This window comes from Xanthomonas albilineans, assembly GCF_002939705.1.
GTDB lineage: Bacteria > Pseudomonadota > Gammaproteobacteria > Xanthomonadales > Xanthomonadaceae > Xanthomonas_A > Xanthomonas_A albilineans.
Genome location: NZ_MDCB01000010.1, coordinates 125,953 through 150,993, shown reverse-complemented (window position 1 = coordinate 150,993; position 25,041 = coordinate 125,953). Strand labels below are relative to the sequence as shown.

Sequence of the window (25,041 nt, the reverse complement as noted above, 5' to 3'; positions counted from 1 at the left end):
CCCCACCGGCACAGCAGGAGATCGTGATCGCGTGAGGCAGGATGGAAACGCATCTGTGAACAGTGCAAGCATGTCCGCAACAGCTTGGCCTCCGCGATCAGGGGCAGCCACCACGTGCAGCGGCGCGGACGATGACGAAGCGACGATGCCCAAAGCATGCAATCGCCGCACAAGCGCGGTTGCCGCACGACCTTCATGACCTGGGCGTGCGGAAACCGCGAGCGCGAGCCTTGCGTCCAAGGCGACACTGCACCAGCTTCGTGGCAATCAGGTTGCCATCGGCGACTCGCGCTGACTCAATGATCGCCGCGACGATACCGCAGCGGCGAGGCGCCCATGTGCTGCTTGAACAAGCGGCTGAAATGTGGAGAACTACTGAACCCGAACGAATAGGCTATGCCGGTGATGCTCTGGTTACCAGGCCCGCGCAACTCCTGCGCGCACTGTTCGACCCGTCGTCGCCACAGATAACTGTTCAGACTCTCGCCGTCACTGCCCTTGAACGCCCGATAGACCGTGCGTTTGCTCCAGCCCAGCGCACGCGCGATGCTCTCCGGAGAAAGCTCCGGGTCACGCAAATTGCGTTCGACGAACTGCACTACCATCTCCCGCGACGGCCGGTTGGGTTCCAATTGTGGCTGCACGTCGTTGGACTCTTTGAACGTCAGTTCCAGCAACTTGGTCAGGGCTTGCGCAAGGAATTGCTCGCTGTCGGAATTGCATAAACCCGGTTCGCTGAACAGGCGCTCGATCAGACTACATGCCAGCCGCTGCATCGGCGCGGGTCCGCACAGACGCTGCAAGGCAACTTCATCGACCAGCTTCATCGCATGCCGCGGCTGCGCAAACCAGACAAAGTAGTTTTCGACATTGGCTTGACTGGCGAAACAAAACTGCCGATTGACCTGCAACACCGCCAGCTCGCCCGCGCGCAGTGCGGTCGAGACGCCATCGCACACCATCCGGCTCGCGCCTTTGTGCTGCAGGGCCACCAGGATGCGCGGCCGCTCTTCGTCGTTGTCGGCCAAAGTCAAATGGAATTCATGCCCTGTCGCCAATACCTTGGCAAGGTGCACATTTCCCAGGCGTAGCTGGTTGATACACCCGTCGAATACCGGTTGCAGAGGCGAAAAAGAAAATTTGCGCCGCGCCCGTACGCCAGGCCGATCCACGCCGATCGAGCGCGCCATCCAGTCAAGCCAGCGCGGCACGCGTTCGCCAGGATGCACTTGCGAAGTAAAAAATGAATCGAAGGGGCGCGACTTAGAAGCAGGTCGTGCTTCCACCACTCCACGAAAAGGCTCCATCTGCACTCGCTGCACTCGGCATGTCTTCGCCATCTCATCCGGCCTCAGAAGTCAGGTTCTGGGCGGCGGATGCTATACAAAAATTGCGTCTCTCTTATGACAAGTTTCGCACAAGAAATTTGTACCGAAACACAAATTTCACTATATAAATATAAATTCCATAAAAATAAAATAAATTATAAATGTTTCCGCATATCCGACTGACCCTGTCTTGCTGCTCCTGGCAGGATTTCGTCAAGCCGCGCTACGACTGACATGCGGTACGCCACCGATCCGACAATGACAGTTGCGTATGCACAGAAATCCAGGCGCACTTGTCATCGCAGCTTGACATTGGCGAAGCAGACTGGCTCAGTGAATCCCCCCGGATTTCGAGGAGGCTCCTTCGATTGAGAATGGAGCCAAGATGAGGAAGTCACCGAAGTATTCCCCCGAGGTGATCGAGCGCGCGATGTGTATGGTCTTTGACACCAAGGACCAGCACCCATCGTAGCGGTCGGCGGGCGAAGGCGAGCTCGTGCATCACAGTGACCGCGGCAGCCAGTACGTCTCCATGCGCTACAGCGAACGCCTGGCCGAGACGGACATCGAACCTTCCGTGGACAGCACAGGCGACAGCTGCGACAACGCGCTGACCGAGACAAAGACAGAACCCAAGAACCGTCAGATCATAGCGGCCTGACTCAAGCCAACAGGCCTCCTCGAATCTCGGGGCGATTCAGATGCTTATCATCGACAAGACTAAAGGGCACCCCGAACGCTTGGCCGCACGCGGGCCCAGGATCTCGCCATTGGCCAGATCAGCCCCGCCAATCCGGTGGGCCCCAGCACAACCGGCATGCTGACTTGGCAACCCAATATGCACGCAGCAGTGCTGCGTCGCACAACATCGCAACCGATAGGTTTACGTAACATAAACCTATCGAAGTCACGATGGTTGGCATGCAAGGTCGCCTACGACAAGCGACCGGCATCCAAGTAGTCGTTAGAACATGCGCGGCACGTGGCGTTGCGTAAAGGCTTTCGAAAAAACGGCTTCCCGTCATATATCGGTCAATGCATGGACTGATACTTGGCACAGTAAGCATAGTGAAAACGTCGGACGGAGTACCACTGGGGTAGCAGCGACTGGAGCCGGACACCCGATCCGGGCAGAATCTGCAACGCCGTTTTCACAACACCAAGCGTATGCACGCACAAGCCACTTTCGCTAAATGATCGAGACCCGCATGAACGATCCCCGCCTGATGTTTCAACGCCACGAATCCAACGTGCGCAGCTACTGCCATTCGTTCGATGCTCTGTTCGTCCGCGCGGCGGGAAGCCTGATGTTCGATACCCATGGGCACCGCTACATCGACTTTCTGGCCGGCTGCGGCTCGCTCAATTACGGCCACAACGACCCGGACATGGCCGAGGCGCTGATCGCGCACCTCCGCAACGGCGGCTTGGCGCTATCGCTGGATATGTACTCGCAGACCAAGCACGATTTCATCGACGCCTTCGTCGAAAGGATCCTCAAGCCGCGCGGACTTGCCCACCGCCTGCAGTTCACCGGCCCGACTGGCGCCAATGCGGTCGAAGGCGCACTCAAGCTGGCCCGCAAGATCACTGGTCGTCACAACGTCATTGCCTTCAGTAATGCCTATCATGGGCTGTCGATGGGAGCGCTGGCGGTGACCGGCAATCGCCACCATCGCATGGAACTGCCGCACGCCGGCGTTACCCGATTGCCCTACGATGGCTATCTCGGCGAGAGCGTGGATAGCGCCGCCTTGCTGGAGGGCATGCTCGACGACCCCTCCGGCGGCATCGATCCGCCCGCGGCGATCATCCTGGAACTGGTGCAAGGCGAAGGCGGGCTCAATGTGGCGTCCACGCCCTGGCTACGTCGGATATTCGCCGCTGCCCGCCGCCACGGCGCGCTGGTCATCGTCGACGATGTCCAGGCCGGTTGCGGACGCAGCGGAGGCTTCTTCAGTTTCGATGGACTGGACTTGGTCCCCGACTTGATCGTACTGTCTAAATCCCTGTCCGGCTTCGGCCTACCATTCTCTCTGCTGCTGGTCGCGCCCGAGCATGACCAATGGCGTCCCGGCCAACACAACGGCACCTTCCGCGGCAACAACCATGCAATGCTCACCGCCAGCGTCGCACTGCATAAATTCTGGGCCGACGACACATTCGCCACACAAGCGGCAGCGCGTGGCCAGCGCGTGACCGAAGCACTGACCCGGATCGCCGCACAGGTGCCGGGGGCACGCGTCAAGGGACGCGGCATGTTCATGGGGTTGGACGTCGGGACGGGGCAACTTGCAGCCTCAGCGCGCACGCATGCGTTCAAACATGGCCTGGTGATCGAAAGCGCTGGCCCGAACGACGAAGTGCTGAAAGTGATGGCTCCGCTGACCACACCAGACGCCCTGCTGGACGAGGGTCTGGACATTCTTGCGCGCGCGGTGCTACATGCATACGAGGAGTCGCAACGGCTCAAACTGAGCCGAGTTGCATAAAAGCCTCTGCGCCCCAACCTGCCAGATGGCAATGTTGCTGCGGTTGATGCCCCGGTCTTGAGCGTTATCGGGGCCACTGACCATCACGTTGGCACTGGTTTCTGCACCAGTGGTTCGTATGCATCCACACCAGCCAGCCATCGCCTACACTTTAAGACACCTTGAACACGGCCTTGTCGGTGCATGCGCCGGCTTCACCTTCACTGTGATTGACACGCGGATCCAGACAAGGCAGCTGCACGCGATCCAAGCACTGGCCCAAAATGAAAAGCCCCGCAAAGCGGGGCTTACTGGAAGAGCGGCCGAGGATCGTTTCAAAAATCCTCGCTCAAGACTAAATCACCGATTTTCAAATCCTATCAGCCCCTCCAGGACATGCCCTATAGCGGGCGGCGCCAGACAACCCCATCGCCAGCACCCAACTGATCCACAGCATTCATGGCACGCAATATCGTCGGCATGCCGAGCCCCTTCTTCGAGAGCCCGCCATTTTTCTTACTTATCAGTGACTTGGCGCTTTTTTCTGTTTTCCCTACAGAAATCCCTGCGCCCTAATTGATCCACATCAATAAACTCGCCGCAGTCTTGATTTAACCTCAACCCTACTGGGCTAGGTCGGCTGAAGCATGACGTATATCTCGCCGTGTGCTTTGGACCTTACCCATTTTTCGTTCTCTTAAAACGATGGACTAGTCATTGCATCATCTGCATCCGCCGAAGGGGCCATGAAACATCGCACTCTGCCTTTTGACCCAATGGATTTGCGTCAGCTCAAGCGCAGTTGCAGCCATTGCGCGTTAAACAAAATTTGCCTTCCGGCAGGAATCAACCAGGCCGATCTGGAACGCCTGGATATGGCTGTGCGCGACAAACGGCTACTTGAACGCGGCGACTACCTGTATCGCCAGGGCGACGTATTTCACTCACTGTATATCGTGCGATCAGGCTCGCTCAAGACCGTAGTGGAAAGCAACGAGGGCGACGTGCAGATATTGGGATTTCATTTGCCTGGCGAATTGATCGGCGTTGACGCAATGGCTAACGAATATCATCTTTGTGCCGCCGATGCCTTGGAGCGAACCAGCATCTGCGAGCTACCTTATACGCAGCTACAGAAAGTAATGGCCGAGGTTCCATCGCTGCAACACCAGCTGATACGCGCAATCAGCCGGGAGTTGGTCGCCGAACAGCATCATCTGGTGATGATGGGGCGCCCGCAGGCGCAGGAGCGTCTGGCTATTTTTCTGCGCAGCCTCTCAGGATGTCGCGCTACGACATCGCCAATTATCTCGGCCTAGCCGTTGAAACGATCAGCCGCCTATTCACCCGGATGGAAGCAGGCGGCATACTGGCGGTCAATCGTAAAACCGTGTCCATTCTCAAAGTCGATATGCTCGTGGCCATGTGTGGCACTTAGGAAAGTGGGAAAAAGGAACGGGTATCTAGAAAGGAAAAAATTACTCTGGTTTCGATCCGATAATTGGAGTACATCCATGTTCCCTCCCCTGATACTGGACTTGGCAGTCATGCTAAATACGTTTCCGGTCGTCCAATAAGCATTGGATTGAATAGCCTAACGAAGGAAGCTATATACACATCCGTCCGTTCCACCAGTAAAATCGGCAGCGCGAGCCTGAATCCATCTGTCACCTTTAACCTTGCACTCATCGATCAGATGATCTAGCAAGCAAGCGAAATCAAGTCTTGAGCTTGTCGATTATGCTAGCAAACTCGGCGCTGGCAATGTCCGGTGAGCGATGGAAAAAATCGTTGCCGCGTAAACTATTAATTAGCCGAGCACCTGGCACGACGTGGCTATCGTCGAGAAGGAAATAGTCACCGTCGATCGCGGATCCTGGCTATCGAGAGCAATGCGGAGCAGCCGCCTCGACAGCTCGTTAGGCAGCGAAGTCCAGTACTACCCTGCCCTCGATGTTGCCTTCACGCATACGTTTGAATACATCGTTGATGTTGTCCAGTCTCTCTCTAGAGACCGTGGCCACCACTTTGCCATCCTTCGCGATATCCAGCGACTCCTGTAGATCCAGGCGGGTGCCGACGATCGAACCGCGCACAGTGACTCCGTTGAGCACCATGTCGAAGATCGACAGGTCGAATTTTCCAGGCGGTAGGCCATTGAGCGACACGGTCCCGCCACGGCGCACCATGTTCATCGCCTGACTGAATGCACTAGGCGAAACGGCAGTCACCAGTGCGCCGTGCACACCGCCGATTTCCTTCTTAAGAAAAAGCGCTGGATCGATGTTCTTTGCGTTGACCGTGATCTCCGCGCCGAGCCGACGCGCCAGATCTAGCTTGGCATCGTCGACGTCCACCGCTGCAACTTTGAGTCCCATCGCCTTCGCGTACTGCACTGCCATATGGCCCAGGCCTCCAATGCCGGAAATAGCTACCCACTGGCCAGGCCGGGTGTCGGTGACCTTCAGCCCCTTGTATGTAGTGACGCCCGCACACAGCACCGGCGCGATCTCGACAAAGCTCACGTTATCCGGCAGATGGCCCACGTAATCGGCAGCAGCGAGAGCGTATTCGGCAAAAGCGCCGTTGACCGAGTAACCGGTGTTCTTCTGCGTTTCGCACAGCGTCTCCCAGCCGCCCAGACAATGCTCGCAATGACCGCAAGCCGAGTATAGCCAAGGCACGCCAACGCGGTCCCCCTCTTTCAAGTGGATGACGCCAGGCCCGAGCGCAACGATGTAGCCTACTCCCTCATGACCCGGAATGAAGGGCAATGTGGGCTTTACCGGCCAGTCGCCATGCACCGCATGCAGGTCGGTGTGGCACACGCCACAGGCCTCGATCTTCACTAGTATCTCGCCCAACCCCGGTTGCGGTACCGTTACCTCCTCGATTTCCAGTGGGCCACCGAATTTACGGACAACCGCTGCTTTCATGGTCTTGCTCATAAGTAAATTCCTCGTATCAAGATGTAGATGGTTTTGGAGACCAGGTGTAACAGTCAGGCTGATATGCCGTCGGTTTCCTCAAACACAGTTGTCGCCCTGGAAAGCCGAAGCGAAGTTTTTCGCTCTGGCATCGCTGCCACCGTTCAAAACGTGCCGTTGATGTCGGTTACGGCAATCAACTTGCGATTCACGAATTCCTTGATGCCTGAATCCACTAGCTCACGCCCATAACCAGAGCGACGTATACCGCCAAAAGGCAGATCGGCAGCTACGCCAGTGGGATGGTTGATGTAGACCATGCCGGTGGATATCTTCCGCGCTACCTCGATACCGTGCTTGATATCCGTAGTGAATACCGAGCCGCCGAGCCCATAAGGAGAGTCGTTGGCGATACGAATGGCATCAGCCTCGTCCTTGGCTCGGATCACTTGCGACACCGGGCCGAAAAACTCCCAAGCATGCGCCGGATTGTCGTTACTTATGTTGCTGAGTAGCAGTGGACGAAAAAACGCACCGGTGGACGGCACTTCCGCTCCGATGAATTCGGCTTTGGCACCATGCGCTACCGCATTTTCAACCTGCATCTTTAAGTCGTCCACAGCGCTTTGTGAAGACAACGGTGCCAACGTAGTGGAGGGATCCATCGGATCGCCCGCCTTCAACTTGGCTACACCCATCTTGTACTTTTCCAGGAAAGCGTCGTAGATCGCGTCGATCACAATGATTCGCTTGGACGAACAACACACTTGGCCTGCGTTCCAATGACGGCCGGCGACCGCCCATTGCACCGTCTTGTCCAGATCGGCGTCGGCCAGCACCACGAAAGCATCGGCGCCTCCCAGTTCCATCGTTGATTTTTTCAATGCCTGGCCAGCCTGGGAAGCGATTACCGCGCCAGCACCCTCCGAACCCGTCAAGGCTATGCCCTGCACACGCGGATCCTCGATGATGGTCTTGAGTTGATCGTGGGTGGCATAAAGGTTGGTGAAGCCGCCCTCTGGCAGACCCGCTTCGCGAAAAAGGCGCTCGAACGCTGCTGCACATTGCGGCACGTTGGAGGCGTGCTTGAGAATGATCACATTACCTGCCGCCAGTTGCGGCGCAGCGATACGTACGACCTGATAATACGGGAAGTTCCATGGCTCCACGGCCAACAGGATGCCTTCCGGCACGTATTCGACCCACGACTCGACATAGGAAGTATGCTTACTAAACAGCCTCTCCGGCGCAAGCAATTTTTCAGAATTATCGACGTAGTACTCGAGAATCTTCGCGGACAATTCCACCTCAACCTCAGCCTCACCGATCACTTTACCCATTTCGAGAGTGAGGATCTTCGCGTATTCGGCATGGCTCTTACGCAGCAGGTTTGCGGCTTTTCGAAGAATTTTTACCCGCCCGGCAACGCTGACATCTTTCCATGCATCGAACATGGCTTGCGCCCGATCCAGAGTCTTCTCGATCTTCGCATCGGTGGCATTTTGGAACGTTTTGACGACTTGGCCAGTATAGGGATTGGTGGTCATGTAAGGCATATTTGACCTCTTTGTGGTGCGCTCGCATCATCGATGATGAGAGAGGCGGAAATATTGAGTAGGAAAGTAGATGGCCTACGGCCTTGCTCAGCGGGAAGCAAGCTCCTTAACCGCTTGGACCATAGCCGTCAGCACAGCCAGCGCATCCCCGTAGACCATGTTGCAGTTGTCGCCATAGAACAGGAGGTTCTCCACACCGGCATAGCCCTTGCCCTGGCCACGCTTGATTACGTAGACCTGATGCGCCTTGTCAGCATTGAGGATGGGCATACCGTAGATAGGCGAACGCTTGTCGGTGCGCGCGGCAGGATTCACTACGTCATTGGCACCGATCACCAGTGCTACGTCTGTGCTGGCGAAACTGTCGTTTATATCTTCCATGTCGTCGATAAGGTCATAGGGCACGCCTGCTTCGGCCAACAACACGTTCATATGTCCCGGCATACGCCCGGCCACCGGATGGATGGCAAACTTCACGTCCACTCCACCGCCCTGTAGCAGCTTTACGAACTCGTAAAGCTTGGCCTGTGCCTGCGCTACAGCGAGGCCATAGCCAGGTATTACGATCACGCTGCCGGCGTAACGCATGGTCACCGCCGCATCGGATGGATCGGCGGGCTTGAGCCCGCCGGCGATGTCTCCCTGTGCCGCGGCAGTCGTTTCGCCGAAGCGGCTGAACAGCACGTTGGTCAACGAGCGGTTCATTGCCTTCGCCATCAGCACGGTCAGCAGAGTGCCGGCTGAACCGACCACCATACCGGCAATCATCAGCGCCGGATTGTGCAGGGCGTAACCCTCCAGCGCCACCGCCAAGCCGGTGAAAGCATTGTACAGCGAGATAACCACCGGCATGTCCGCACCACCGATCGGCAAGGTCATCAAGAAGCCGAAAGCCAACGCACAGAGAAAGAACAGGGCAAGCCATGTCGTGGCCTCGCTGCCGAAGTCGGTCAAAGTCAGGGCGCCGAATATCAGAGTCGTGATTAACACCAATGCATTGAAGACGCTCTGCCCCTTAAAGCGCCAAGCGCTACGCATACGTCCATCCAGCTTGGCCCAGGCGACCATCGAACCTGTCAGCGACACCGAGCCAATCAGTGCACCTAACGTAGTTACGGTCAATTGCAGAATGCTGCCGTTATGTGGTTCGGTCAGTTCCATCGCGGCCACCGCCGCCGCGGCACCACCGCCCATGCCGTTATACAGCGCCACCATCTGAGGCATGGCCGTGATCGCCACCCGCTGGCCGCGGTACCAAGCCCAACCAATGCCGATAGCCAGCGCCAGCAGCGCCAGCCCCACGTTGGCAAGCCGATGTGGTCCTGCTGCGGTGTCCACGTCGGCCAGATAACCGAAACTGGCCAGCACCGCGACTAACATGCCGAAACCCGCCAATACGATGCCGTGCCCCGCTGTCGCCGGCGACGACATCCGTTTCAGGCCCAAGATGAACAACAGGGATGCCGCAAACCCACTGACTTCGACAAGCAACTGCCACATGGGTTTACTCCTTCCCGCCCGGCGCTGGCGTGCTAGGCTTGAACATTGCAAGCATGCGATCGGTTACCACATAACCGCCAGCTGCGTTGCCGGCACCAAGCAGCACGCCAAAGAAGCCGATAACCTGATCGATTACGGTGCTGGCATTGAACAATGCATGCAGCGCACCTACCACCACGATGCCGTGAACGAAATTGGATCCGGACATCAACGGCGTATGCAGGATGGATGGCACACGACTTATTACTTCGTAGCCGGTGAACGCTGCCAGCATGAACACATAAAGCGCGATCAGCCAGCTCATCGACAAATCGATGCTCATGTTTAGACTCCTCAAGCTATGGAATCTGGGGACGAAGAGTTAATAAGTTATTAAGTGAAAGCTGGGTCACCGAATGACGGATCTCTCCGGCATGCGCCAGCAGGGTTCCCGCCACCACTTCGTCGCCCAGATCCAGTGACAGCACACCGTCCTTGATGATCAATTCGAGCAGGTTCAGCAGATTCTTCGCGTACAGCTCGCTAGCGTGCTGGGCCAGCAGTGATGGCACATTTAACGGCGCGAGGATCGTGGCAGGCCCCACCCTCGTGACCTGACCAGGCAGCGTGCCTTCGCAGTTGCCTCCACTTTCCGCCGCCAAGTCGACGATGACAGAACCAGCTTTCATGCCCTCGATCTGCGCACGCGACACAAGCTGCGGCGCGGTGCGTCCCGGCACATTAGCGGTTGTAATGACAAGATCGGCTTGCTGGATGTGCCGGGTCAATACTTCCTTGGCCTGCGCCTGCTCTTCGGCGGTAAGTTCACGTGCATAGCCACCTTTGCCACCTGCGTCCACACCCGTGTCGACAAACTTCGCACCCACCGATTGCGCTTGTTCCTTTGTCTCAGGTCGCACGTCATAGCCTTCGGTAATCGCACCTAGCCGATGTGCTGTCGCCAATGCTTGCAATCCGGCCACACCCAGCCCCATCACCAGCACATGAGCGGCGCGCAGTGAGCCGACAGCAGTGGTCATCATCGGCAGGATGCGCTGCAAGTGCACTGCACCCAACAACAGTGCGTAATAGCCAGTCAATGTTGACTGGCTGGACAGCGCGTCCAGCGCCTGTGCGCGGCTGATGCGTGGGACGCTTTCCAAGGCAAAAGCAGTGATGCAGCCATCGCGCAGAGGTTTCAGAAGATCGGCATTTTTTTGAGGATAAACGAAGCTGACAAGCACTGCGCCAGGCTTCATCGCTACGATCACCTCAGCTGGCGGCGCCTGTACCGCAAGCACGATGTCTGCATCAGCCACCATGCGCTGTGGATCGTCCATTATCTTGACGCCAACGTAATCCGCGTCGGCGAACCCCGCGGTGACACCAGCACATGTCTGCAGGGTGATGTTCGCCCCTAGCCTCATGAAACGTGCAACAAGCATAGGCACCATTGCAATACGGCGTTCATTTATGCTTGTTTCTTTTAGTACGGCAATCTTGAGCGACATCCCGCAGCTCCATGTCCATGTTGGAGAAAGAGTGTCAGTCTTACGGCAAACACCACTTGATCTGCGTCAATTTCCTCTACTAAATCGGATTCGAGCTGGAGGCCACTGGCTACGTCGAACTCACACCTGATCGGCCGATCGTCGCCGAGGTCCGCATCATGCTCTGAGGAGATTACCCATGGAAAAACGCACTGCCCGTGTCATCACGGTTGCCGTCACGCTAGGTGTACCCGCCATCGGCGCTAGCGCGCTCGTCTGTTCGGGCCTATAAAACATTGGTATCGACGATCACCACACCATGCCGCTATTTACGATGCTCCGAATTTTGCGCGCCCGCTCAATTCATTTGTGCTGGAACGATCTGATCGTGCCGAACCTCGACAACCTGCAACTGCCCCTCAGAGGCGCTGGCCAATACTGGAAGATGTGCATCACCTACCGCCTGTCCCCCGACGTCGACGAATCCGAACTGCGTGCTGGCATGTCCCCACAGCCGCCCAATCTCTCCTAGGTACATTGTCGTCCCCAAGGATGCGTTCTGGATGATCACGCACGACATCAAGATGAGCGCCATGCCGATCTGGGACAAGGCGGATCACGACGACCCCACCATCTGGATCATGGTCGTGTTCCATGAAAAACTAACCGGCATGAGGCCGGCCGAATACATGGCCATCGCGACCAAGTCGCCACCAGATAAAGACACGGACGAAGACGTCGGCCACCGTCATGAGGAGGGCGATGCACACCCCTACGGTGTAGCCGAAATGAGGAACATGGAAATGCCCAAGCAAAGACGCCGTTTCCGCAACACCGCCTGCGACGACCAGTTCGGCCGGGACAACGCCGGCCGTTGGTTTACCTGTGCATCCTTAACTGGCGCGTAGGCTAGCAGTTGCTTCATGCCCCTCAATTAGCGCCGCGCATCCTCGAAAGCGTAGATATCTCGGCGATGACCGCAGGAGCGCACGCACCGCCAACTGCAAGGCATGGCGAGGGGATTACCCTATAGTTCCGCAGTGGCTTACGCGCTAATTCGCCGCAGCCCCTCTACCGGATCTTTGCGACACAGACGAAACCATGTCGTGTACGTCAGAACGGAATGTCGTCGTCCGCGAAATCATCCATCGGCGCGGAATGCGACGGCGACGGCTGCTGGCGCCGCGGGGCGTAGTCCTGCCCGCCGCCGCCCATGTCGGAACGCTCCTGACGCGGCGGCGCCGAACGCGACGGACGGTCGCCGCCACTCATGCCCCCACCCCCGCTACCTTCGCCACGGCCGCCGAGCATCTGCATCTCATCGGCGACGATGTCGGTGGAGTACTTCTCCACGCCGTCCTGGCCGGTGTACTTGTCGTAGCGGAGCGAACCTTCGACGTAGACCGAACTGCCCTTGCGCAGGTACTCGCCGGCGATCTCGCCCAGTTTCCCGAAGAACACCACACGATGCCACTCGGTGCGCTCCTGCTGGTTGCCGTCGCGATCCTTGCGCACGCTGGTGGTGGCCAGACTGACGCGGGTGATGGCCATGCCGGACTGGGTGTACTTGGTGTCGGGATCGTTGCCGAGATTGCCGACGAGGATGACTTTATTGATGCCGCGGGCCATGAGCTGCTTCCGTCTGGGGTCTCCACGGCCAGACGGCGCGCGGAGCGGTAAAGAACACGATTAGGAACTCCTAATTCGGCAATCCTAACATTGCCGGGCTGGCCCCAGCCGCGCCGAACGCGCGCAGACGCCTCGGAAACCACCGCGCCACAAGATCGGAATGCCGGCAATGCAGCACTGGCGCGGTTCTCCAACGCCCCCCCACAAGGCCAGACCAGCCCGATCAAGCCCAGCGCAGGACGAATGTCGTCGCGCAGCCTATACTCAGCGCACGCATTCAGCCCAGTCCGCATGAGCATCGCCGAAGACCTCCCCGCCCTGGGCCTGCCCCAGATCCAGATGCTCGCCGCACCCGACATGGCGGCGGTCGATGCCTTGATCCGCCACCGCCTGGCGTCAGATGTCGTGCTGATCAACCAGATCGCCGACCACATCATCTCCGCCGGCGGCAAGCGCCTGCGGCCGATGCTGGTCATGCTGGCCGGCCGCGCCTGCGGTAGCCATGGACCGAAGCACCACCAGTTGGCGGCGATCATCGAATTCATCCACACCTCGACCCTGCTGCACGACGACGTGGTGGACGAATCGGATCTACGTCGCGGCCGCAGCACCGCCAACGCGCTATGGGGCAATGCGCCCAGCGTGCTGGTCGGGGATTTCCTGTACTCGCGCAGTTTCCAGTTGATGGTGGAGCTGGACAGCATGGCGGTGATGCGCTTGCTTGCCGACACCACCAACCGCATCGCCGAGGGCGAGGTGCTGCAACTGCTGCACGTCCACAACCCCGATACCGACGAGGCCGCCTACCTACAGGTGATCGAGCGCAAGACCGCGGTGCTGTTCGCCGCCGGCACCCGCCTGGGCGCGCTGGCCGCCGGTGCCACCGACGCGGTGCAGCAGTGCTTGTACGCATACGGCATGCACCTGGGCTACGCGTTCCAGATCGCCGACGACGTGCTCGACTACACCGCCGATGCCGCCGATCTGGGCAAAAACCTGGGCGACGATCTGGCCGAAGGCAAAGCCACGCTGCCGCTGATCCACGCCATCGCCCACGCCGACGCCAGCACCCGCGCACGCCTGCGCCAGATCGTCGAACACGGCGATGCCGACGCCATGCCGGAGGTACTGACCGCGATCCAGGCCAGCGGCGGACTCGACTACAGCCGTCGCCGCGCAGCCGAGTACGCCGCGGCGGCCGAGCGCGCGCTGGACAGTCTGCCGGACAACGATGCGGTGGCCGCATTGCGCGGGCTGGCCCGCTACGCGGTCGAACGCAAGCACTAAGCCGCGCGTGGTACGCCGCTCGGCGCGACCACCGACAGCACCGTCCCGCTGCCGGTGAAAAGCACGCCACGACCAGAGTCGCGCACGCAGGAAAATATCCGCAAGCTACCGCCCATGCGGCACGTGCCGCATCGCTGGATCAGGCGATGCCCAATCCCGCAATCGCACTGATCGCCTGCGGATCGAACCCGGCCAATTCGGCGAAATGCCGGCCACGCGCCACGTAGTCGCGATAGGCACCGAAGCTCGGCGCGCCCGGTGACAACAGCACCACGCCTCCCGCCTCGCCCAGCGCATCGCACGCCAGCGTCAACGCGTGCGCCAGATCGGCGGCGGCATGCAGGCCAAAGCCGACCTCGGCGGCCAATGCCACCAGCAACGCATGAATACGCGGCCCGTTACTCCCCATGGTCACGATCTCCAGCGGTGCGCCATGCCGCATGCGCTCGGCGAAGTCCTGCCAATCCAGCCCACGGTCATGCCCACCGACCAACAACGCGATGCGACGCCCACGAAAACACTCCAGCGCCGCCAAGGTGGCGTGCGGGGTGGTACTGATCGAGTCGTTCACGTAGGTCACACCGTCTCGCGTACCCAAGGTTTGCAGCCGGTTGGGCAATGGTCGAAACGTGGTGGCCGCTGGCGCCAACGCCGTCGCATCCAGGCCCAGCGCCTCGATCGCCGCCAGCACCGCGCACAGGTTGCCGCGGTTGTGCTGGCCCGGTAGCGGGGTCTGCGCACTGTCGTACACCACCGTGGAGCCGCGGTACACCACCTCGCCGCGCAGATGCCAGCCGTCCTCGCGGTTGAACCAGCGCACCTCGCTCTGCGGCAAATGCAACGTCGCCAACTGCGGATCGGCGGCGTTGAGCAGGGCGATGCGTGGCCGCGCCTGCGTCACCAACGTCAGCTTATCGGCGACATAGCGCGCCTGGCTGCCATGCCAATCCAAATGCTCGGGAAACAGGTTCAACACCATCGCCAAGTGTGGACGCGCACCGCTGCGGGCGACATCGCCGGTCTGGTAACTGGACAATTCGATCGCCCAATACTGCGGCGGTTGCGGCGGCGCCAACACGTCCAGCAGCGGCACGCCGATATTGCCGACCAGACCGGTGCGATGACCGCCGGCGCGCAGCAGATGCGCCAACAGTGCCGTGGTAGTGCTCTTGCCCTTGGTGCCGGTGATGCAGAGGCTGCCGGGCACAACGCCATCGGTGTCGGCATGCTCGGCGAACCACAACGCGGTGCCGCCGACAAAGCGCGTGCCACGCGCCGCCGCCGCCTGCGCCTCGGGGAGGTACGGGCTGATGCCCGGCGATTTAATCACCACTTCGAACGCCGCCAAGCGCTCGGCGCTGGCCTCGGTCTCCACGCGCAGGTGGGGATCACGCACCGCGGCGACCTCGGCGGCATCATCGGCGGAACAGAACAGCGTCAGCGGCAGGTGGGCCGTGCTGCGCGCATCGCGCAACGCGCGATACGCCGCCCGACCCTCGCGGCCCCACCCCCACAACGCGACACGGCGGCTCTCAAGCTGCGAAATTCGCACGCACACGTTCCCACAGCGCGGCCGGAATCCGGTGCTGCTCGTCCAGCGCCAACAGTGGCTCCATCCGCAGTTCGGCGGGATCGAGCTGCGGCTGGATGTCGCGGATGAAGCGCGCGACCAGCGCATCCTCCTTCCATTCCGCGCGCGTGGCCAACGTCGCCATCGCCGCGCGCGATTCGCGGCCTTCGCCGACGCATTCGAATGGTTTGTGATCCTGGAATTCCAACAACGCGTCGAAGCCCGGCGCCTGCGTCGCGTCATCGAGCAGATTGCGACCGAAGATCTGCACCAGCCGCGTCTTGGGCATGAACGGCGCCAATGCCAGGAACACGAAATGGCACTTCGGACAGATCCCGCACCAGCGGTGCGCCGGGCGCTCGCCGAGAATATGGAAATTGCGGTTGCAACTGGAAAAATGCGCGTCGTAGTGATCGTTCTTGGCGAACTGCCGCGCCACCGCCAGTTCCGACAGCGGACGCAACAACGAGTAATAGCGCAGGTCCGCGGCCACGTAGCGCTGCACGTGCGCGCCGAACGCCTGCTCGAAGGCCCAGCCCTTGGACCACTGGTGATTGACCTCACCGGTGCCGGCGATCTGGCTGCCGTAGCTGGCCGAGCGCTCGTTGGAGAACACCACCTGCCCGGCATCGTGCAACAAGGCGGCGAACACCAGGATCGCCGAGTTCACCGCCGTCACCGGGATATGTCCGTTCCACGCACCCTGCCGGTTCAGTTCGAACAGTTCCGGCGCCAGCGCACGACCAATGCTCAGGGTCGGCAGACCAGTGCGCTCGGCACAGGCACGGATCAGTTGCGAACCGCCGATCCAGGCCACGGTTTGGGCCACGCCGGCCGCACGCAGCGCTTCGATGCTGACCAAGGAGTCCTTGCCCCCGCCGATCGCCACCAGCGCACGATCGCTCAACCCCAGATCCAACGCCTCGGCGTCGCTGCTGGCCGAGGCCGGAAAGCGAATGCGCGCACGCAGGTCCAGGCCGTTGCGGTAAGCGAATTCGCCCAGCCCATGCAGATACACGCTATCCAGCAATGCAGCGGTCTCGGCGTCGATGGTGTAATCGTCGATGACGATGCGCTCCGGAACCGCCGCCTTGTAGTAGCTGATCCCCGCCACCAGATGCAACAGACGCAAAGCGCGCTGCAGCGCCTGCGCGTGCTGCGGATCGAGCGCGAACGGCGCACCGGGGACGCTGATGGTCTCCACCAACTCCGGACCATCGTCGAACGCATAGACCAGACGCGCCACGCCGCTGGCGGCATCAAAGCCACAGCGCACGAAGCGGAAAGTGGCGACCTGCTGTTTGTCGAATGCGCTCATGGACGTCCTGCCAAAACACCGGCGTGCCGCACGTCGCGGCGGCACAGGAAAAATTCGCTCATCGAACACCGCAACGCCGCGCGCAGCGGCGGCAAACCGCCACGCACGTCTGCCATCGGCAAGCGCGGCCTATGCGGGTGCATCTCAGCGTGCGGGCGCATCGATCACTTCCTCGCGGGGCAACTCGCGCTGGTTGTAGGTGCTGGCCATGACATAACCGTAGGCGCCGGCATCGGCGATCAGCATCACATCGTCCGGCACGGTCTCCGCCGGCAGGCGACGGCGATGACCGAACACGTCGCTGGACTCGCAAACCGGCCCGACCACGTCGAACACCGTGTCGGCCTCTCGCTCCAGACGGCTGAGGTTGACCACATCGTGCCAAGCGTCGTACAGCGCCGGGCGGATCAGCGTGTTCATGCCGGCATCCAAACCAACCCGGCGGATGCCGTCCTTCTCGATCACCTGGGTGGCGCGCGACAACAGCACTCCGCATTCGGCAACCAGATAGCGACCTGGCTCGATCGCCAGGCGGAATCCCGGATGCACCTGCTTGACCTCGGCCAGACCCTGCGCCCAGGCATCCAGGTCGAACGGTTCGTCGTCGGCGCTGTATGGGATCGGCAGACCGCCGCCGATGTCGATGACCTCGACACTGCCGATGCGCCGCGCGAATCCGGCCAGTTCGTCGCAGATGCGTCGCCAGTGCTCCGACGTCTCCACGCCGCTGCCCAGATGCGCGTGCACGCCGACAATGCGGATGTCCAACGCGCGCGCGGCCTCGACGAACTCGTCCACGCGGGTGGCCGACAAGCCGAACTTGGAACGCTTGCCGCCGGTGTTGACCTTCTGGTGATGACCGTCGCCGTGACCCAGATCGATCCGCAACCACAGGCTTCGGCCACGAAACAGCGCCGGCCAGCGCTGCAGCGCCTCGACGTTGTCCAAGGTCACGGTGACGCCCAGGGCGAAGGCGGCCTCGTATTCGGCCCTCGGCGCGAAACTGGGAGTGAACAACACGCGCCGCGGCGATAGCTCCGGCAGCGTCTCGAACACCCGGCGCAGCTCGCCGTGCGAGACGCATTCCAGGCCAAAGCCCTCCTCCACCAGCGTTTGCAGGATGGCCGGATGCGTATTGGCCTTGATCGCGTAATAGCGCTGATCCACCGCGGCGATCGCCTTGAGCGCGCGTGCGCGTTCGCGCAGGGTCGGCAAGTGATAGACGTAACGCGGCGTACCGGCTTCGGCCAAGCGCAGCAGATGCGCGCGCTCGCCATGCCACCAGGGCGTCGGCCGCGAGCGCACGCTGCCGGCGATCTCGCGCCAGCGCGGACCGAACACCTCGGTCTCTTCCACCGGCATCGCACCGCTGTCGATCAGCGCGGCGTGCAGGATCGGCAGCAGCCCGTCGGCGGCGGCCTCATCGATGACGAAGGTCAGGTTCAAGTCGTTGGACGACTGCGAGATCATGTGCACGCGCTCCTTGCCGAACGTGGCCCACACGTCCGAGAGCTTGTGCAGCAGCGAACGCATGCCGCGCCCGACCAGGGTGATCGCCGCGCACGGCACGATGATCTTGACCCGGCACATCTCCGCCAGATCGGCTGACAACGCCGCCAGCACATCGGTGTTGACCAGATTCTCGCTGGGGTCCAGCGACACGGTGACATTGGTTTCGGCCGAGCCAATCAAATCCACCGACAAACCGTGCTTGGCGAAACGCGCAAACACGTCGGCCAGGAAGCCGACCTGCTGCCACATGCCGATGCCTTCCATCGACACCAGCACGATGCCGTTGCGGCGACTGATCGCCTTGACCCCCGGCACAGTAAGCGCATTGCCATCGATACTGGTGCCGGGCAAGTCGGGCCGCTCGGTGTCCAGGATCGCCATCGGCACGCCGCCGTCGCGACAAGGCTTGATCGAACGCGGGTGCAGCACCTTGGCGCCGGTGGTGGCGATTTCCTGCGCCTCGTAATAATCCAGCCGGGTCAGCAGACGCGCATCCGGCACCTCGCGCGGGTTGGCGCTGAACATGCCCGGCACGTCGGTCCAGATCTCCACCCGGCTGGCCCCGAGCAGCGCGCCGAAATAGGCGGCAGAGGTGTCCGAACCACCACGACCGAGGATCGCGGTCCCGCCGTCCTGATGGCGTGCGATGAAACCCTGGGTAATCAGCATGCGCGTAGGCTGGGCAAGGAAACGCTCGCGCCAGGCCGCATCGGCCTGCCACTGGCAGGACACCGATAGGCGCCGCGACCAGGCACTCTGGTTTGGCTGCGGCGGCAGCGCATCCAGCCACTGGCGCGCGTCCATCCAGCCGATGTCCAGGCCGTTGCTGCGCAGGTAAGCCGCGCCCAGGGTCGAGGAAAGCAATTCGCCCTGACCCAGTACCTCGGCCTGCCAATCCAGCGTGCGGCTGGCCGCGCGTGGATCGTCGAGCAGGCCACGCAGCACCGCCAGACGTTCGCCAAGCACGGCATCGGCATCCAGTTCCAACTCGGCCAAGAAGGCGCGATGGCGCTGTTCCAGCGCATCCACGCGCTGCGCGCTGTCGGCGCTGCCGTCGGCGATCGCGGTCAGTTCGTTGGTAACGCCGGACAACGCCGAGACCACCACCAATACCCGCGCACCAGTCTCTTCCGCGCGCTTTTTCGCCAGCGTCCCAATCGTGTCCCAGCGATGACGACGCGACACCGATGTGCCACCGAACTTGAGAACGATCCAACGACCGGCAATAGAAGGAACTGACATGGAATGGGGTATCTAGAAATGTTGGGGGAGACGCCGGGATGACCGGGCGCAGCCATCGATTCTACTGCCAACCGGCCAGCACCAGAACGATGAGCGCGGCGCACCCGATCCAACAGGGACGCTTACCCGGCCACGCCAGCCGCGCACTCGACCTCGACAGCGACCACATCGCGCTCCAGATCGACGAGGCCGGCGAGGTTCGGATCGGGCTCCTGGTGCATGTGCCGACCGATGACTGCATCGCTTGGTAAGCTCCCCCTCTCACACCGAGATGCGGAATAGATTGCGATGAGCAAACGCCGTTTCATACAAGTTGACGTGTTCTCCCCGCGCGCCGGCAGCGGCAATCCGCTGGCCGTGGTACTCGATGCGGATGGACTGGACGAGGCCACGATGCAAGCCATCGCACGCTGGACGCGCTTGCCGGAAACCACCTTCGTCTTCGCACCGACGCGACCGGAAGCCAGCTATGGCATCCGCATGTTCAGCCCGCAGAAGGAAGTGTCGTTCGCTGGCCACCCCAGCGTCGGCACCGCGCACGTGGTGCTGGAAAACGGCATCGCCACCCCGCGCGATGGCCTGCTGGTACAGGACGGCATCGCAGGGTTATTTCCATTGCGCTTGGAAGCAGATGCCGGGGTACCCAGCATCGCCATCCGCACCCCGCGCGCGCAGGTAGCCGAAATCGCCGACCCGGCGGACGCGCGCCTGACGGACGCACTGCGCAACTGGTCGTTGGGTGCGCTGCCACCGGTGCGTATGGACGGCGGTCGCTGCTGGTGGCTGGTCGAGGTCGCCGATGAAACTGCACTGCGCCAACTAACACCCGACTGGGACGCGATCGCCGCCCTGGCCGAAAACACCGCCAGCATGGGCGTGTTCGCCTATGCACGCGCCAGCGGTCAACCCTATGCGCTGGCGGTACGTGCCTTCGTCGGCAACGGTCGGCGCTTCGAGGATGCCGCCTCGGGCGCGGCCAATGCGGTGCTGGCAGCGTGGCTGGATCACCGCGGCGCCCTGCCTGGGCGCAACGGCCGCTATGTGGCGAGTCAGGGCCGCGAAGTCGGCCACGATGCGCTGCTGACGCTGAGCGTGGATGCTGCTGGCGAGGTCTGGTCAGGCGGCCAAGTGCAGACGGTGATCCAGGGCCAGATCGACTGGCCCTGATCGCCAGGAGGGTGAGGAAAATGGACGCTGCCCTATAACGCAGGGGCCAGCGGCAAAAGAAAAGGGCGCCTGCCGAGCAGGCGCCCTGTCTCCATTTACGTGACGTAGCAATTAGTAGGGCAACACGTCCACACGCACGCGGATGCGATCACCCGGAGGCGAGGCCGTACGGGTGTGGTAGTAACGACCGCCGTACTCGTAGGTCACGTCGTAGCCGTCGACCCGGTCGTAGCTTTCGGTCCGGTAGGACACCGGCTCGCACTCCCTGACCACCCCGCCGCTGACATAACCGCCGCCATAGGAACGGGCATTGGAGTCGTAGATCGAACGTCCGGCCAAGCTGCCGAGCATGGTGCCGACAGCGGTGCCGACGAAGCGACCATTGCCGCCACCGACGCGGCTACCGAGCAACGCACCGGCGATACCACCGGCCACGGTCGAAGCCGTCCGGCCACCCTGGGTGCCGCCATAGCCGCTGACGTAGGTGTCAGGAGCCTGCCGGTCGTAACAGCGCTCGGTGGTCTCGCGTGGGCCATTGACCTGCACCATGATCGGATCGACGCGTATCACACGCGCATATTCGTAGGTGCCGAGACCGTTCTGGTAACGGGTATAACCGTAATCCTGCGCAGCGGCGGAGCCGATCACGCCGATCGTCAGCGCAGCGGTCAACAAATGGGTCGAGAGCTTGTTCATGGCGATGATTCCAAGCGCGTGGATCGCGCGAATACATGCTCGATCCTCCGCGGTGAAACCAAACTGAATTGGCACGGATCGGCCATGCGCGTTTAGCGTCGCGACAGCTGGACGCCATCGCCGGCATCTGCATCCACCGAGCCGACCAAACGGCGCTCATACAGCCGCCACCCGCCACAGCCACCATGCCGGACCACACGACAACTCCACCTCCAAAACATCTAGTGCCCTGGAAACCCCTGAGGCGCTGCATGCCTCCATCGAGCAGGACGTAGAAATGCGTAACGTCCTTTATCGGCAGCAGCGTACTGAAATTTAGCGCGAGCCATGCACTCCCAAACGGAATGCGTTGCTCGTCGACCATGCGCAATGAGGAAACCGCCCGCCTGCGCGGTGGCGATCCACGCTTCGGGATGTACCCCGTCTCGCCACCGAAGCAGCGATTGATCCGTCGGCAGTGCATCCCGGCAAATTCGTGCTGCGGGGTATTCGAGCATCTTTCGCAGGTCCTGAGATGGGCTTCCCAGCACCCGACGACACAACACGCCCCCGTTAACGAGTCGCGCCCCTCAGGACAGGCAATGCGCCTTCGCTGCGCTGCGCGACAGCATGGTCATCGCATCGCAGACGGGGCGACAAAACCCGGCATGCACCCATGTTTTTGCCATCGAGAACGCCCTTCCAGGAAAAAAATCACTACAAAGAGGGTTTTTTCCGCTTTTTTTGCCGATTACCTATTGGCGCGGCGTAACACATGCCCTACATTTCGCCATGCCGACGGGGTCGGCGCGACCCACACCACTCATTTACGGAATCAGGACATCATGGCAAAGACCGCAAAAAAGGCTGCCCCGAAGAAGGCAGCGAAGAAAACAGCAACCAAGACCGCCGTCAAACCGGCAGCCCCCAAGCCCATCAAGGACGTGCTGAGCAAGTCGGCTCTGGTCGCGCATATCGCCGAAACCAGCGGCGTGATCGCCAAGGACGTGCGCGCCGTGATGGCCTCGCTGGAGCACGCCGTGGCGGGTTCGATCAGCAAGAAGGGCGCTGGCTCGTTCACCTTGCCGGGCCTGCTGAAGATCAGCTCGGTCAGCGTGCCGGCCAAGCCGAAGCGCAAGGGCATCAACCCGTTCACCAAGGAAGAGCAGTGGTTCGCGGCCAAGCCGGCCACCACCAAGCTCAAGGTGCGCCCGCTGAAGAAGCTCAAGGACGCCGCGCTCTGAGCCGCGTCGCCTGATCCAGGCAAACGTGTACCGACGAGACGGCCCAGGCCGTCTCGTTTTTTTGTGCCGTCTGGACGAACGCAACGACAGTCAGCCACATGCGTTGCTGACACCACGGCGTCCAGCGCTGGAAACGTTGCGGCTCTACAGCTCGCAACAGCACCACCGCACGACCCGATGAGCGTTCATTCCCAAGTTGCGCGCGACGCAGCCGATTGCGCTAATGGCACATTCACCGGCAGCGGTTATGGTGAAGACCCAACTTCAAGCAAGGCGCTCATCGATGACATTTCGCCAGTGGACCCTGCGCACCACGGTGCTGTTGACCTTGATCGCCACGCCCTACGCGCAAGCCACGCCGACGATCCAAGGCCGGCAGATCAGCGTCGGTGCCGCCGATGTCCAGCACTACCTCGACGGCAGCTTCCCGCAGACGCACAAGGCGCTGGGCGGGCTCATCGAGATGACCATCCGCGATCCGAAACTGACCCTGCCACCAGGCAATCGACTGAAGATGAAGTTCGATCTGAGCATGGCCAGCGGTGGCGGTGCGCCCGCGCCATTGGGCACGGTGCTGCTGACCAGCGGGCTGCGCTACGAACAGCAGAGCCAGGCTTTCCATCTGCAATCGCCGACCATCGACGATTTCCGTCCAGCCGCCAATGGCGACAAGCTCGACGCCAACACCCGCGAGCTGCTCAACGTGTGGCTGGACGATTACGCCCGCCGGGAACCCATCTACAAACTGGACCCGCGTTTGGCCACCGCGATGGGCAAGCTGCAGATCGAATCAGCGGGAGTGGAGAACGGCGCGCTGGTGGTCCATTTCAATCAGGACATCGCCAACTTGGTGCCGGCTGGCTTGTTATCGGGCCAGTGAGACGACGGACGGCAGGGACGGCGCGTGCCCTTCCGCCACACGTCTACACGCAATAACGGCGGCCTGCGAGCCGCCGTTTTGCGTAATAGACCACAAGAGTACATCGGACTCCAGGCAGCAACTCAGCGCTTGGGTTGCAGCATCGTGCCGGTGCAGTTGATGGCGCCGCAGCGGCAGGCCCAGACCTTCTTCAGCCTTGGCGTATGCCGCTCGGCCAGGACGATGCCGTAGTTGTAGGTCAACTCCTCGCCGGGCGCGATGTCGCGCAGCGCTTCGATCACCACTTTATCCTTGCGCCGGTCCTTGCCTTCGGCCTCGACAATCACCGCCTCGCAGTTCGGCGCGCAACTGTGATTGATCCAGCGCGCATCGTTGCCTTCGTAATTGGCGTCGATCACGTATTCGTCGCTGAGAGTGAAAAGGAAGGTATGGCCGGTCTCCACGTCGCCGGCATCGTCGCGGTCAACCTCGGCATGAGTCCGCAGGCGTCCCTTGTATTCGATGATCCGCTCGCCTTGTTTGAGCGGTACCAGGGCGAAGACGCCATTACCATGGATGCGGGATTTGCGCGCGGCGATCTTGCGAGGCATACAGCAATCCAAACGGGAAAGTGCTGATTCTGAAGCACATCGGGCGCGATCCCAAGCCCACCCCCAACCGGCGGCACGAACGACACCGGCGAGGACATTGCGCCAACGCATCGCTGCGATAGAAACCATCGCACACGGCACGCTTGGACACCACGCCGTAAAAGCGTACAATTTTGGTCCGCTTTGACATCGCCGCTTCCGCCATGCTCCGCGTCACCAAGCTGACCGATTACGCCACTGTCGTGTTGACCGTGCTCGCCGCACGTCCGACCGAAGTGCTGAGCGCGACCGAACTGGCCGAACAGGCCGGTCTGGAACCGCCCACCGTCAGCAAGCTGCTCAAGCCGTTGGCGCAGGCCGGGCTGGTCGAGGGCCTGCGCGGCGTGCATGGCGGCTACAGGTTGGCGCGCCCGGCCAATGCCATCACCCTGATCGAGATCGTCGAGGCCATGGAAGGGCCACTGGCGATCACCGAATGCAGCCACCACGGCAACCAGTGCAGCATCGCCCATACCTGCGGGGTGCGTTCCAACTGGCGGCTGATCAACGACGTGGTTGCCGATGCGCTACGCGCAGTGAACCTGGCGCAAATGCTCCATCCCCTTCCTCCTCCCGGCGATCCCAAACGGCGCCCGATTGCCGTGCGCTTCGCGACCACCTGACCCTGTAGGCAGCC

At 61.2% G+C, this 25,041-nt stretch carries 24 protein-coding genes and 1 pseudogene; 12 read left to right on the top strand and 13 right to left on the bottom strand.

Going from position 1 to position 25,041, the window contains the following annotated elements; all coding sequences use genetic code 11:
- Positions 1-296: 296 nt before the first annotated feature.
- Positions 297-1,229, bottom strand: a complete 933-nt coding sequence (locus XalbCFBP2523_RS10665) for a helix-turn-helix domain-containing protein (RefSeq protein ID WP_249027723.1) — start codon at positions 1,227-1,229, stop codon at positions 297-299.
- A gap of 586 nt (positions 1,230-1,815) precedes the next feature.
- On the opposite strand from XalbCFBP2523_RS10665, the pseudogene XalbCFBP2523_RS10660 reads away from it, so the two are divergent.
- Positions 1,816-1,950 (top strand): annotated as a pseudogene (locus XalbCFBP2523_RS10660) (IS3 family transposase); the annotation flags it as partial.
- 98 nt (positions 1,951-2,048) lie between these two features.
- Here XalbCFBP2523_RS10660 and XalbCFBP2523_RS17165 read toward each other — a convergent pair.
- Positions 2,049-2,222, bottom strand: a complete 174-nt coding sequence (locus XalbCFBP2523_RS17165) for a hypothetical protein (RefSeq protein ID WP_080928063.1) — start codon at positions 2,220-2,222, stop codon at positions 2,049-2,051.
- Positions 2,223-2,536: 314 nt separating this feature from the next.
- Between XalbCFBP2523_RS17165 and ectB the strand changes: the two genes are divergently transcribed.
- The 3 genes from ectB to XalbCFBP2523_RS17160 all read left to right on the top strand — a co-directional run bounded on the left by ectB (position 2,537) and on the right by XalbCFBP2523_RS17160 (position 5,237).
- Positions 2,537-3,820: a diaminobutyrate--2-oxoglutarate transaminase gene (ectB, locus tag XalbCFBP2523_RS10650; RefSeq protein ID WP_045766668.1), complete on the top strand. Its 1,284-nt coding sequence runs from the start codon at positions 2,537-2,539 to the stop codon at positions 3,818-3,820.
- 725 nt (positions 3,821-4,545) lie between these two features.
- Positions 4,546-5,118: a cyclic nucleotide-binding domain-containing protein gene (locus tag XalbCFBP2523_RS10645; protein WP_230599037.1), complete on the top strand. Its 573-nt coding sequence runs from the start codon at positions 4,546-4,548 to the stop codon at positions 5,116-5,118.
- Positions 5,082-5,237 carry a helix-turn-helix domain-containing protein gene (locus XalbCFBP2523_RS17160; RefSeq protein ID WP_230599035.1) on the top strand — a complete coding sequence of 52 codons (156 nt, stop codon included), beginning with the start codon at positions 5,082-5,084 and terminating at the stop codon, positions 5,235-5,237. The genes XalbCFBP2523_RS10645 and XalbCFBP2523_RS17160 overlap by 37 nt, the downstream gene beginning before the upstream one ends.
- Positions 5,238-5,718: 481 nt before the next feature.
- Here XalbCFBP2523_RS17160 and adhP read toward each other — a convergent pair whose 3' ends face one another.
- The 5 genes from adhP to XalbCFBP2523_RS10620 all read right to left on the bottom strand — a co-directional run bounded on the left by adhP (position 5,719) and on the right by XalbCFBP2523_RS10620 (position 11,272).
- Positions 5,719-6,747, bottom strand: a complete 1,029-nt coding sequence (gene adhP / locus XalbCFBP2523_RS10640) for an alcohol dehydrogenase AdhP (protein ID WP_045765518.1) — start codon at positions 6,745-6,747, stop codon at positions 5,719-5,721.
- Positions 6,748-6,890: 143 nt separating this feature from the next.
- Positions 6,891-8,282, bottom strand: coding sequence for an NAD-dependent succinate-semialdehyde dehydrogenase (locus tag XalbCFBP2523_RS10635; protein ID WP_045765517.1), 1,392 nt, complete (start codon positions 8,280-8,282; stop codon positions 6,891-6,893).
- A gap of 87 nt (positions 8,283-8,369) precedes the next feature.
- Entirely contained in the window at positions 8,370-9,782 is a 1,413-nt protein-coding gene (locus XalbCFBP2523_RS10630; protein ID WP_045765516.1) for an NAD(P)(+) transhydrogenase (Re/Si-specific) subunit beta, read from the bottom strand.
- A 4-nt stretch (positions 9,783-9,786) separates the two neighbouring features.
- On the bottom strand, positions 9,787-10,104 hold the full coding sequence (locus XalbCFBP2523_RS10625) for an NAD(P) transhydrogenase subunit alpha part 2 (protein ID WP_012915569.1): 318 nt from the start codon (positions 10,102-10,104) through the stop codon (positions 9,787-9,789).
- A 16-nt stretch (positions 10,105-10,120) separates the two neighbouring features.
- Positions 10,121-11,272: an NAD(P) transhydrogenase subunit alpha gene (locus tag XalbCFBP2523_RS10620; RefSeq protein WP_045765515.1), complete on the bottom strand. Its 1,152-nt coding sequence runs from the start codon at positions 11,270-11,272 to the stop codon at positions 10,121-10,123.
- A gap of 313 nt (positions 11,273-11,585) precedes the next feature.
- Between XalbCFBP2523_RS10620 and XalbCFBP2523_RS16825 the strand changes: the two genes are divergently transcribed.
- The gene (locus XalbCFBP2523_RS16825) at positions 11,586-11,783 is read left to right on the top strand and encodes a hypothetical protein (protein WP_196296861.1); all 198 of its coding nucleotides are present in this window, start codon (positions 11,586-11,588) and stop codon (positions 11,781-11,783) included.
- A 31-nt stretch (positions 11,784-11,814) separates the two neighbouring features.
- Complete coding sequence (locus tag XalbCFBP2523_RS16820; protein WP_052687923.1) at positions 11,815-12,159, top strand: hypothetical protein; 345 nt, start codon at positions 11,815-11,817, stop codon at positions 12,157-12,159.
- 205 nt (positions 12,160-12,364) lie between these two features.
- On the opposite strand, the gene XalbCFBP2523_RS10610 is transcribed toward XalbCFBP2523_RS16820, so the two are convergent.
- Positions 12,365-12,880, bottom strand: coding sequence for a single-stranded DNA-binding protein (locus tag XalbCFBP2523_RS10610; RefSeq protein ID WP_012915565.1), 516 nt, complete (start codon positions 12,878-12,880; stop codon positions 12,365-12,367).
- Positions 12,881-13,171: 291 nt separating this feature from the next.
- On the opposite strand from XalbCFBP2523_RS10610, the gene XalbCFBP2523_RS10605 reads away from it, so the two are divergent.
- Positions 13,172-14,167 carry a polyprenyl synthetase family protein gene (locus XalbCFBP2523_RS10605; protein WP_045764356.1) on the top strand — a complete coding sequence of 332 codons (996 nt, stop codon included), beginning with the start codon at positions 13,172-13,174 and terminating at the stop codon, positions 14,165-14,167.
- A gap of 139 nt (positions 14,168-14,306) precedes the next feature.
- On the opposite strand, the gene murD is transcribed toward XalbCFBP2523_RS10605, so the two are convergent.
- The 3 genes from murD to XalbCFBP2523_RS10590 all read right to left on the bottom strand — a co-directional run bounded on the left by murD (position 14,307) and on the right by XalbCFBP2523_RS10590 (position 19,809).
- Positions 14,307-15,719: a UDP-N-acetylmuramoyl-L-alanine--D-glutamate ligase gene (gene murD / locus XalbCFBP2523_RS10600; protein WP_045765514.1), complete on the bottom strand. Its 1,413-nt coding sequence runs from the start codon at positions 15,717-15,719 to the stop codon at positions 14,307-14,309.
- Positions 15,700-17,055, bottom strand: coding sequence for a UDP-N-acetyl-alpha-D-muramoyl-L-alanyl-L-glutamate epimerase (gene murL, locus XalbCFBP2523_RS10595; protein WP_045765513.1), 1,356 nt, complete (start codon positions 17,053-17,055; stop codon positions 15,700-15,702). The genes murD and murL overlap by 20 nt, the downstream gene beginning before the upstream one ends.
- Before the next feature lie 144 nt (positions 17,056-17,199).
- Positions 17,200-19,809: a bifunctional aspartate kinase/diaminopimelate decarboxylase gene (locus XalbCFBP2523_RS10590; protein WP_045765512.1), complete on the bottom strand. Its 2,610-nt coding sequence runs from the start codon at positions 19,807-19,809 to the stop codon at positions 17,200-17,202.
- A gap of 38 nt (positions 19,810-19,847) precedes the next feature.
- Here XalbCFBP2523_RS10590 and XalbCFBP2523_RS16380 point away from each other — a divergent pair, with 38 nt between their 5' ends.
- Both XalbCFBP2523_RS16380 and XalbCFBP2523_RS10585 read left to right on the top strand, forming a co-directional pair.
- Complete coding sequence (locus XalbCFBP2523_RS16380; RefSeq protein WP_146084072.1) at positions 19,848-20,060, top strand: hypothetical protein; 213 nt, start codon at positions 19,848-19,850, stop codon at positions 20,058-20,060.
- Between the two features lie 37 nt (positions 20,061-20,097).
- Complete coding sequence (locus XalbCFBP2523_RS10585; protein WP_045765511.1) at positions 20,098-20,976, top strand: PhzF family phenazine biosynthesis protein; 879 nt, start codon at positions 20,098-20,100, stop codon at positions 20,974-20,976.
- A gap of 111 nt (positions 20,977-21,087) precedes the next feature.
- Here the strand turns inward: XalbCFBP2523_RS10585 and XalbCFBP2523_RS10580 are convergent, their stop codons facing one another.
- Positions 21,088-21,672, bottom strand: a complete 585-nt coding sequence (locus XalbCFBP2523_RS10580; protein ID WP_045727203.1) for a glycine zipper 2TM domain-containing protein — start codon at positions 21,670-21,672, stop codon at positions 21,088-21,090.
- Positions 21,673-22,496: 824 nt separating this feature from the next.
- Here XalbCFBP2523_RS10580 and XalbCFBP2523_RS10575 point away from each other — a divergent pair.
- Together XalbCFBP2523_RS10575 and XalbCFBP2523_RS10570 are read left to right on the top strand one after the other, a co-directional pair.
- The gene (locus XalbCFBP2523_RS10575) at positions 22,497-22,895 is read left to right on the top strand and encodes an HU family DNA-binding protein (protein ID WP_045765510.1); all 399 of its coding nucleotides are present in this window, start codon (positions 22,497-22,499) and stop codon (positions 22,893-22,895) included.
- Between the two features lie 283 nt (positions 22,896-23,178).
- Positions 23,179-23,775 (top strand): DUF1439 domain-containing protein, encoded by a 597-nt coding sequence (locus XalbCFBP2523_RS10570; RefSeq protein WP_045765509.1) that lies wholly within the window; start codon positions 23,179-23,181, stop codon positions 23,773-23,775.
- 122 nt (positions 23,776-23,897) lie between these two features.
- Here XalbCFBP2523_RS10570 and XalbCFBP2523_RS10565 read toward each other — a convergent pair whose 3' ends face one another.
- Complete coding sequence (locus XalbCFBP2523_RS10565) at positions 23,898-24,365, bottom strand: SET domain-containing protein (protein WP_045765508.1); 468 nt, start codon at positions 24,363-24,365, stop codon at positions 23,898-23,900.
- A gap of 203 nt (positions 24,366-24,568) precedes the next feature.
- On the opposite strand from XalbCFBP2523_RS10565, the gene XalbCFBP2523_RS10560 reads away from it, so the two are divergent.
- Entirely contained in the window at positions 24,569-25,027 is a 459-nt protein-coding gene (locus XalbCFBP2523_RS10560; protein ID WP_045765507.1) for an SUF system Fe-S cluster assembly regulator, read from the top strand.
- Positions 25,028-25,041: the final 14 nt, after the last annotated feature.

What these genes read in the sequence shown, in the direction of transcription:
- murL (WP_045765513.1), bottom strand. Translation starts at nt 17,055, where the DNA reads ATGAGCGCATTCGACAAACAGCAGGTCGCCACTTTCCGCTTCGTGCGC.
- XalbCFBP2523_RS10610 (WP_012915565.1), bottom strand. Translation starts at nt 12,880, where the DNA reads ATGGCCCGCGGCATCAATAAAGTCATCCTCGTCGGCAATCTCGGCAAC.
- XalbCFBP2523_RS16380 (WP_146084072.1), top strand. Translation starts at nt 19,848, where the DNA reads ATGACCGGGCGCAGCCATCGATTCTACTGCCAACCGGCCAGCACCAGA.
- XalbCFBP2523_RS10625 (WP_012915569.1), bottom strand. Translation starts at nt 10,104, where the DNA reads ATGAGCATCGATTTGTCGATGAGCTGGCTGATCGCGCTTTATGTGTTC.
- ectB (WP_045766668.1), top strand. Translation starts at nt 2,537, where the DNA reads ATGAACGATCCCCGCCTGATGTTTCAACGCCACGAATCCAACGTGCGC.
- XalbCFBP2523_RS10605 (WP_045764356.1), top strand. Translation starts at nt 13,172, where the DNA reads ATGAGCATCGCCGAAGACCTCCCCGCCCTGGGCCTGCCCCAGATCCAG.
- XalbCFBP2523_RS10620 (WP_045765515.1), bottom strand. Translation starts at nt 11,272, where the DNA reads ATGTCGCTCAAGATTGCCGTACTAAAAGAAACAAGCATAAATGAACGC.
- XalbCFBP2523_RS10565 (WP_045765508.1), bottom strand. Translation starts at nt 24,365, where the DNA reads ATGCCTCGCAAGATCGCCGCGCGCAAATCCCGCATCCATGGTAATGGC.
- XalbCFBP2523_RS17165 (WP_080928063.1), bottom strand. Translation starts at nt 2,222, where the DNA reads ATGTTACGTAAACCTATCGGTTGCGATGTTGTGCGACGCAGCACTGCT.
- XalbCFBP2523_RS10575 (WP_045765510.1), top strand. Translation starts at nt 22,497, where the DNA reads ATGGCAAAGACCGCAAAAAAGGCTGCCCCGAAGAAGGCAGCGAAGAAA.
- XalbCFBP2523_RS16825 (WP_196296861.1), top strand. Translation starts at nt 11,586, where the DNA reads ATGCTCCGAATTTTGCGCGCCCGCTCAATTCATTTGTGCTGGAACGAT.
- XalbCFBP2523_RS10580 (WP_045727203.1), bottom strand. Translation starts at nt 21,672, where the DNA reads ATGAACAAGCTCTCGACCCATTTGTTGACCGCTGCGCTGACGATCGGC.
- XalbCFBP2523_RS16820 (WP_052687923.1), top strand. Translation starts at nt 11,815, where the DNA reads ATGATCACGCACGACATCAAGATGAGCGCCATGCCGATCTGGGACAAG.
- XalbCFBP2523_RS17160 (WP_230599035.1), top strand. Translation starts at nt 5,082, where the DNA reads ATGTCGCGCTACGACATCGCCAATTATCTCGGCCTAGCCGTTGAAACG.
- XalbCFBP2523_RS10585 (WP_045765511.1), top strand. Translation starts at nt 20,098, where the DNA reads ATGAGCAAACGCCGTTTCATACAAGTTGACGTGTTCTCCCCGCGCGCC.
- XalbCFBP2523_RS10635 (WP_045765517.1), bottom strand. Translation starts at nt 8,282, where the DNA reads ATGCCTTACATGACCACCAATCCCTATACTGGCCAAGTCGTCAAAACG.
- adhP (WP_045765518.1), bottom strand. Translation starts at nt 6,747, where the DNA reads ATGAGCAAGACCATGAAAGCAGCGGTTGTCCGTAAATTCGGTGGCCCA.
- XalbCFBP2523_RS10630 (WP_045765516.1), bottom strand. Translation starts at nt 9,782, where the DNA reads ATGTGGCAGTTGCTTGTCGAAGTCAGTGGGTTTGCGGCATCCCTGTTG.
- XalbCFBP2523_RS10590 (WP_045765512.1), bottom strand. Translation starts at nt 19,809, where the DNA reads ATGTCAGTTCCTTCTATTGCCGGTCGTTGGATCGTTCTCAAGTTCGGT.
- XalbCFBP2523_RS10570 (WP_045765509.1), top strand. Translation starts at nt 23,179, where the DNA reads ATGACATTTCGCCAGTGGACCCTGCGCACCACGGTGCTGTTGACCTTG.
- XalbCFBP2523_RS10645 (WP_230599037.1), top strand. Translation starts at nt 4,546, where the DNA reads ATGAAACATCGCACTCTGCCTTTTGACCCAATGGATTTGCGTCAGCTC.
- XalbCFBP2523_RS10560 (WP_045765507.1), top strand. Translation starts at nt 24,569, where the DNA reads ATGCTCCGCGTCACCAAGCTGACCGATTACGCCACTGTCGTGTTGACC.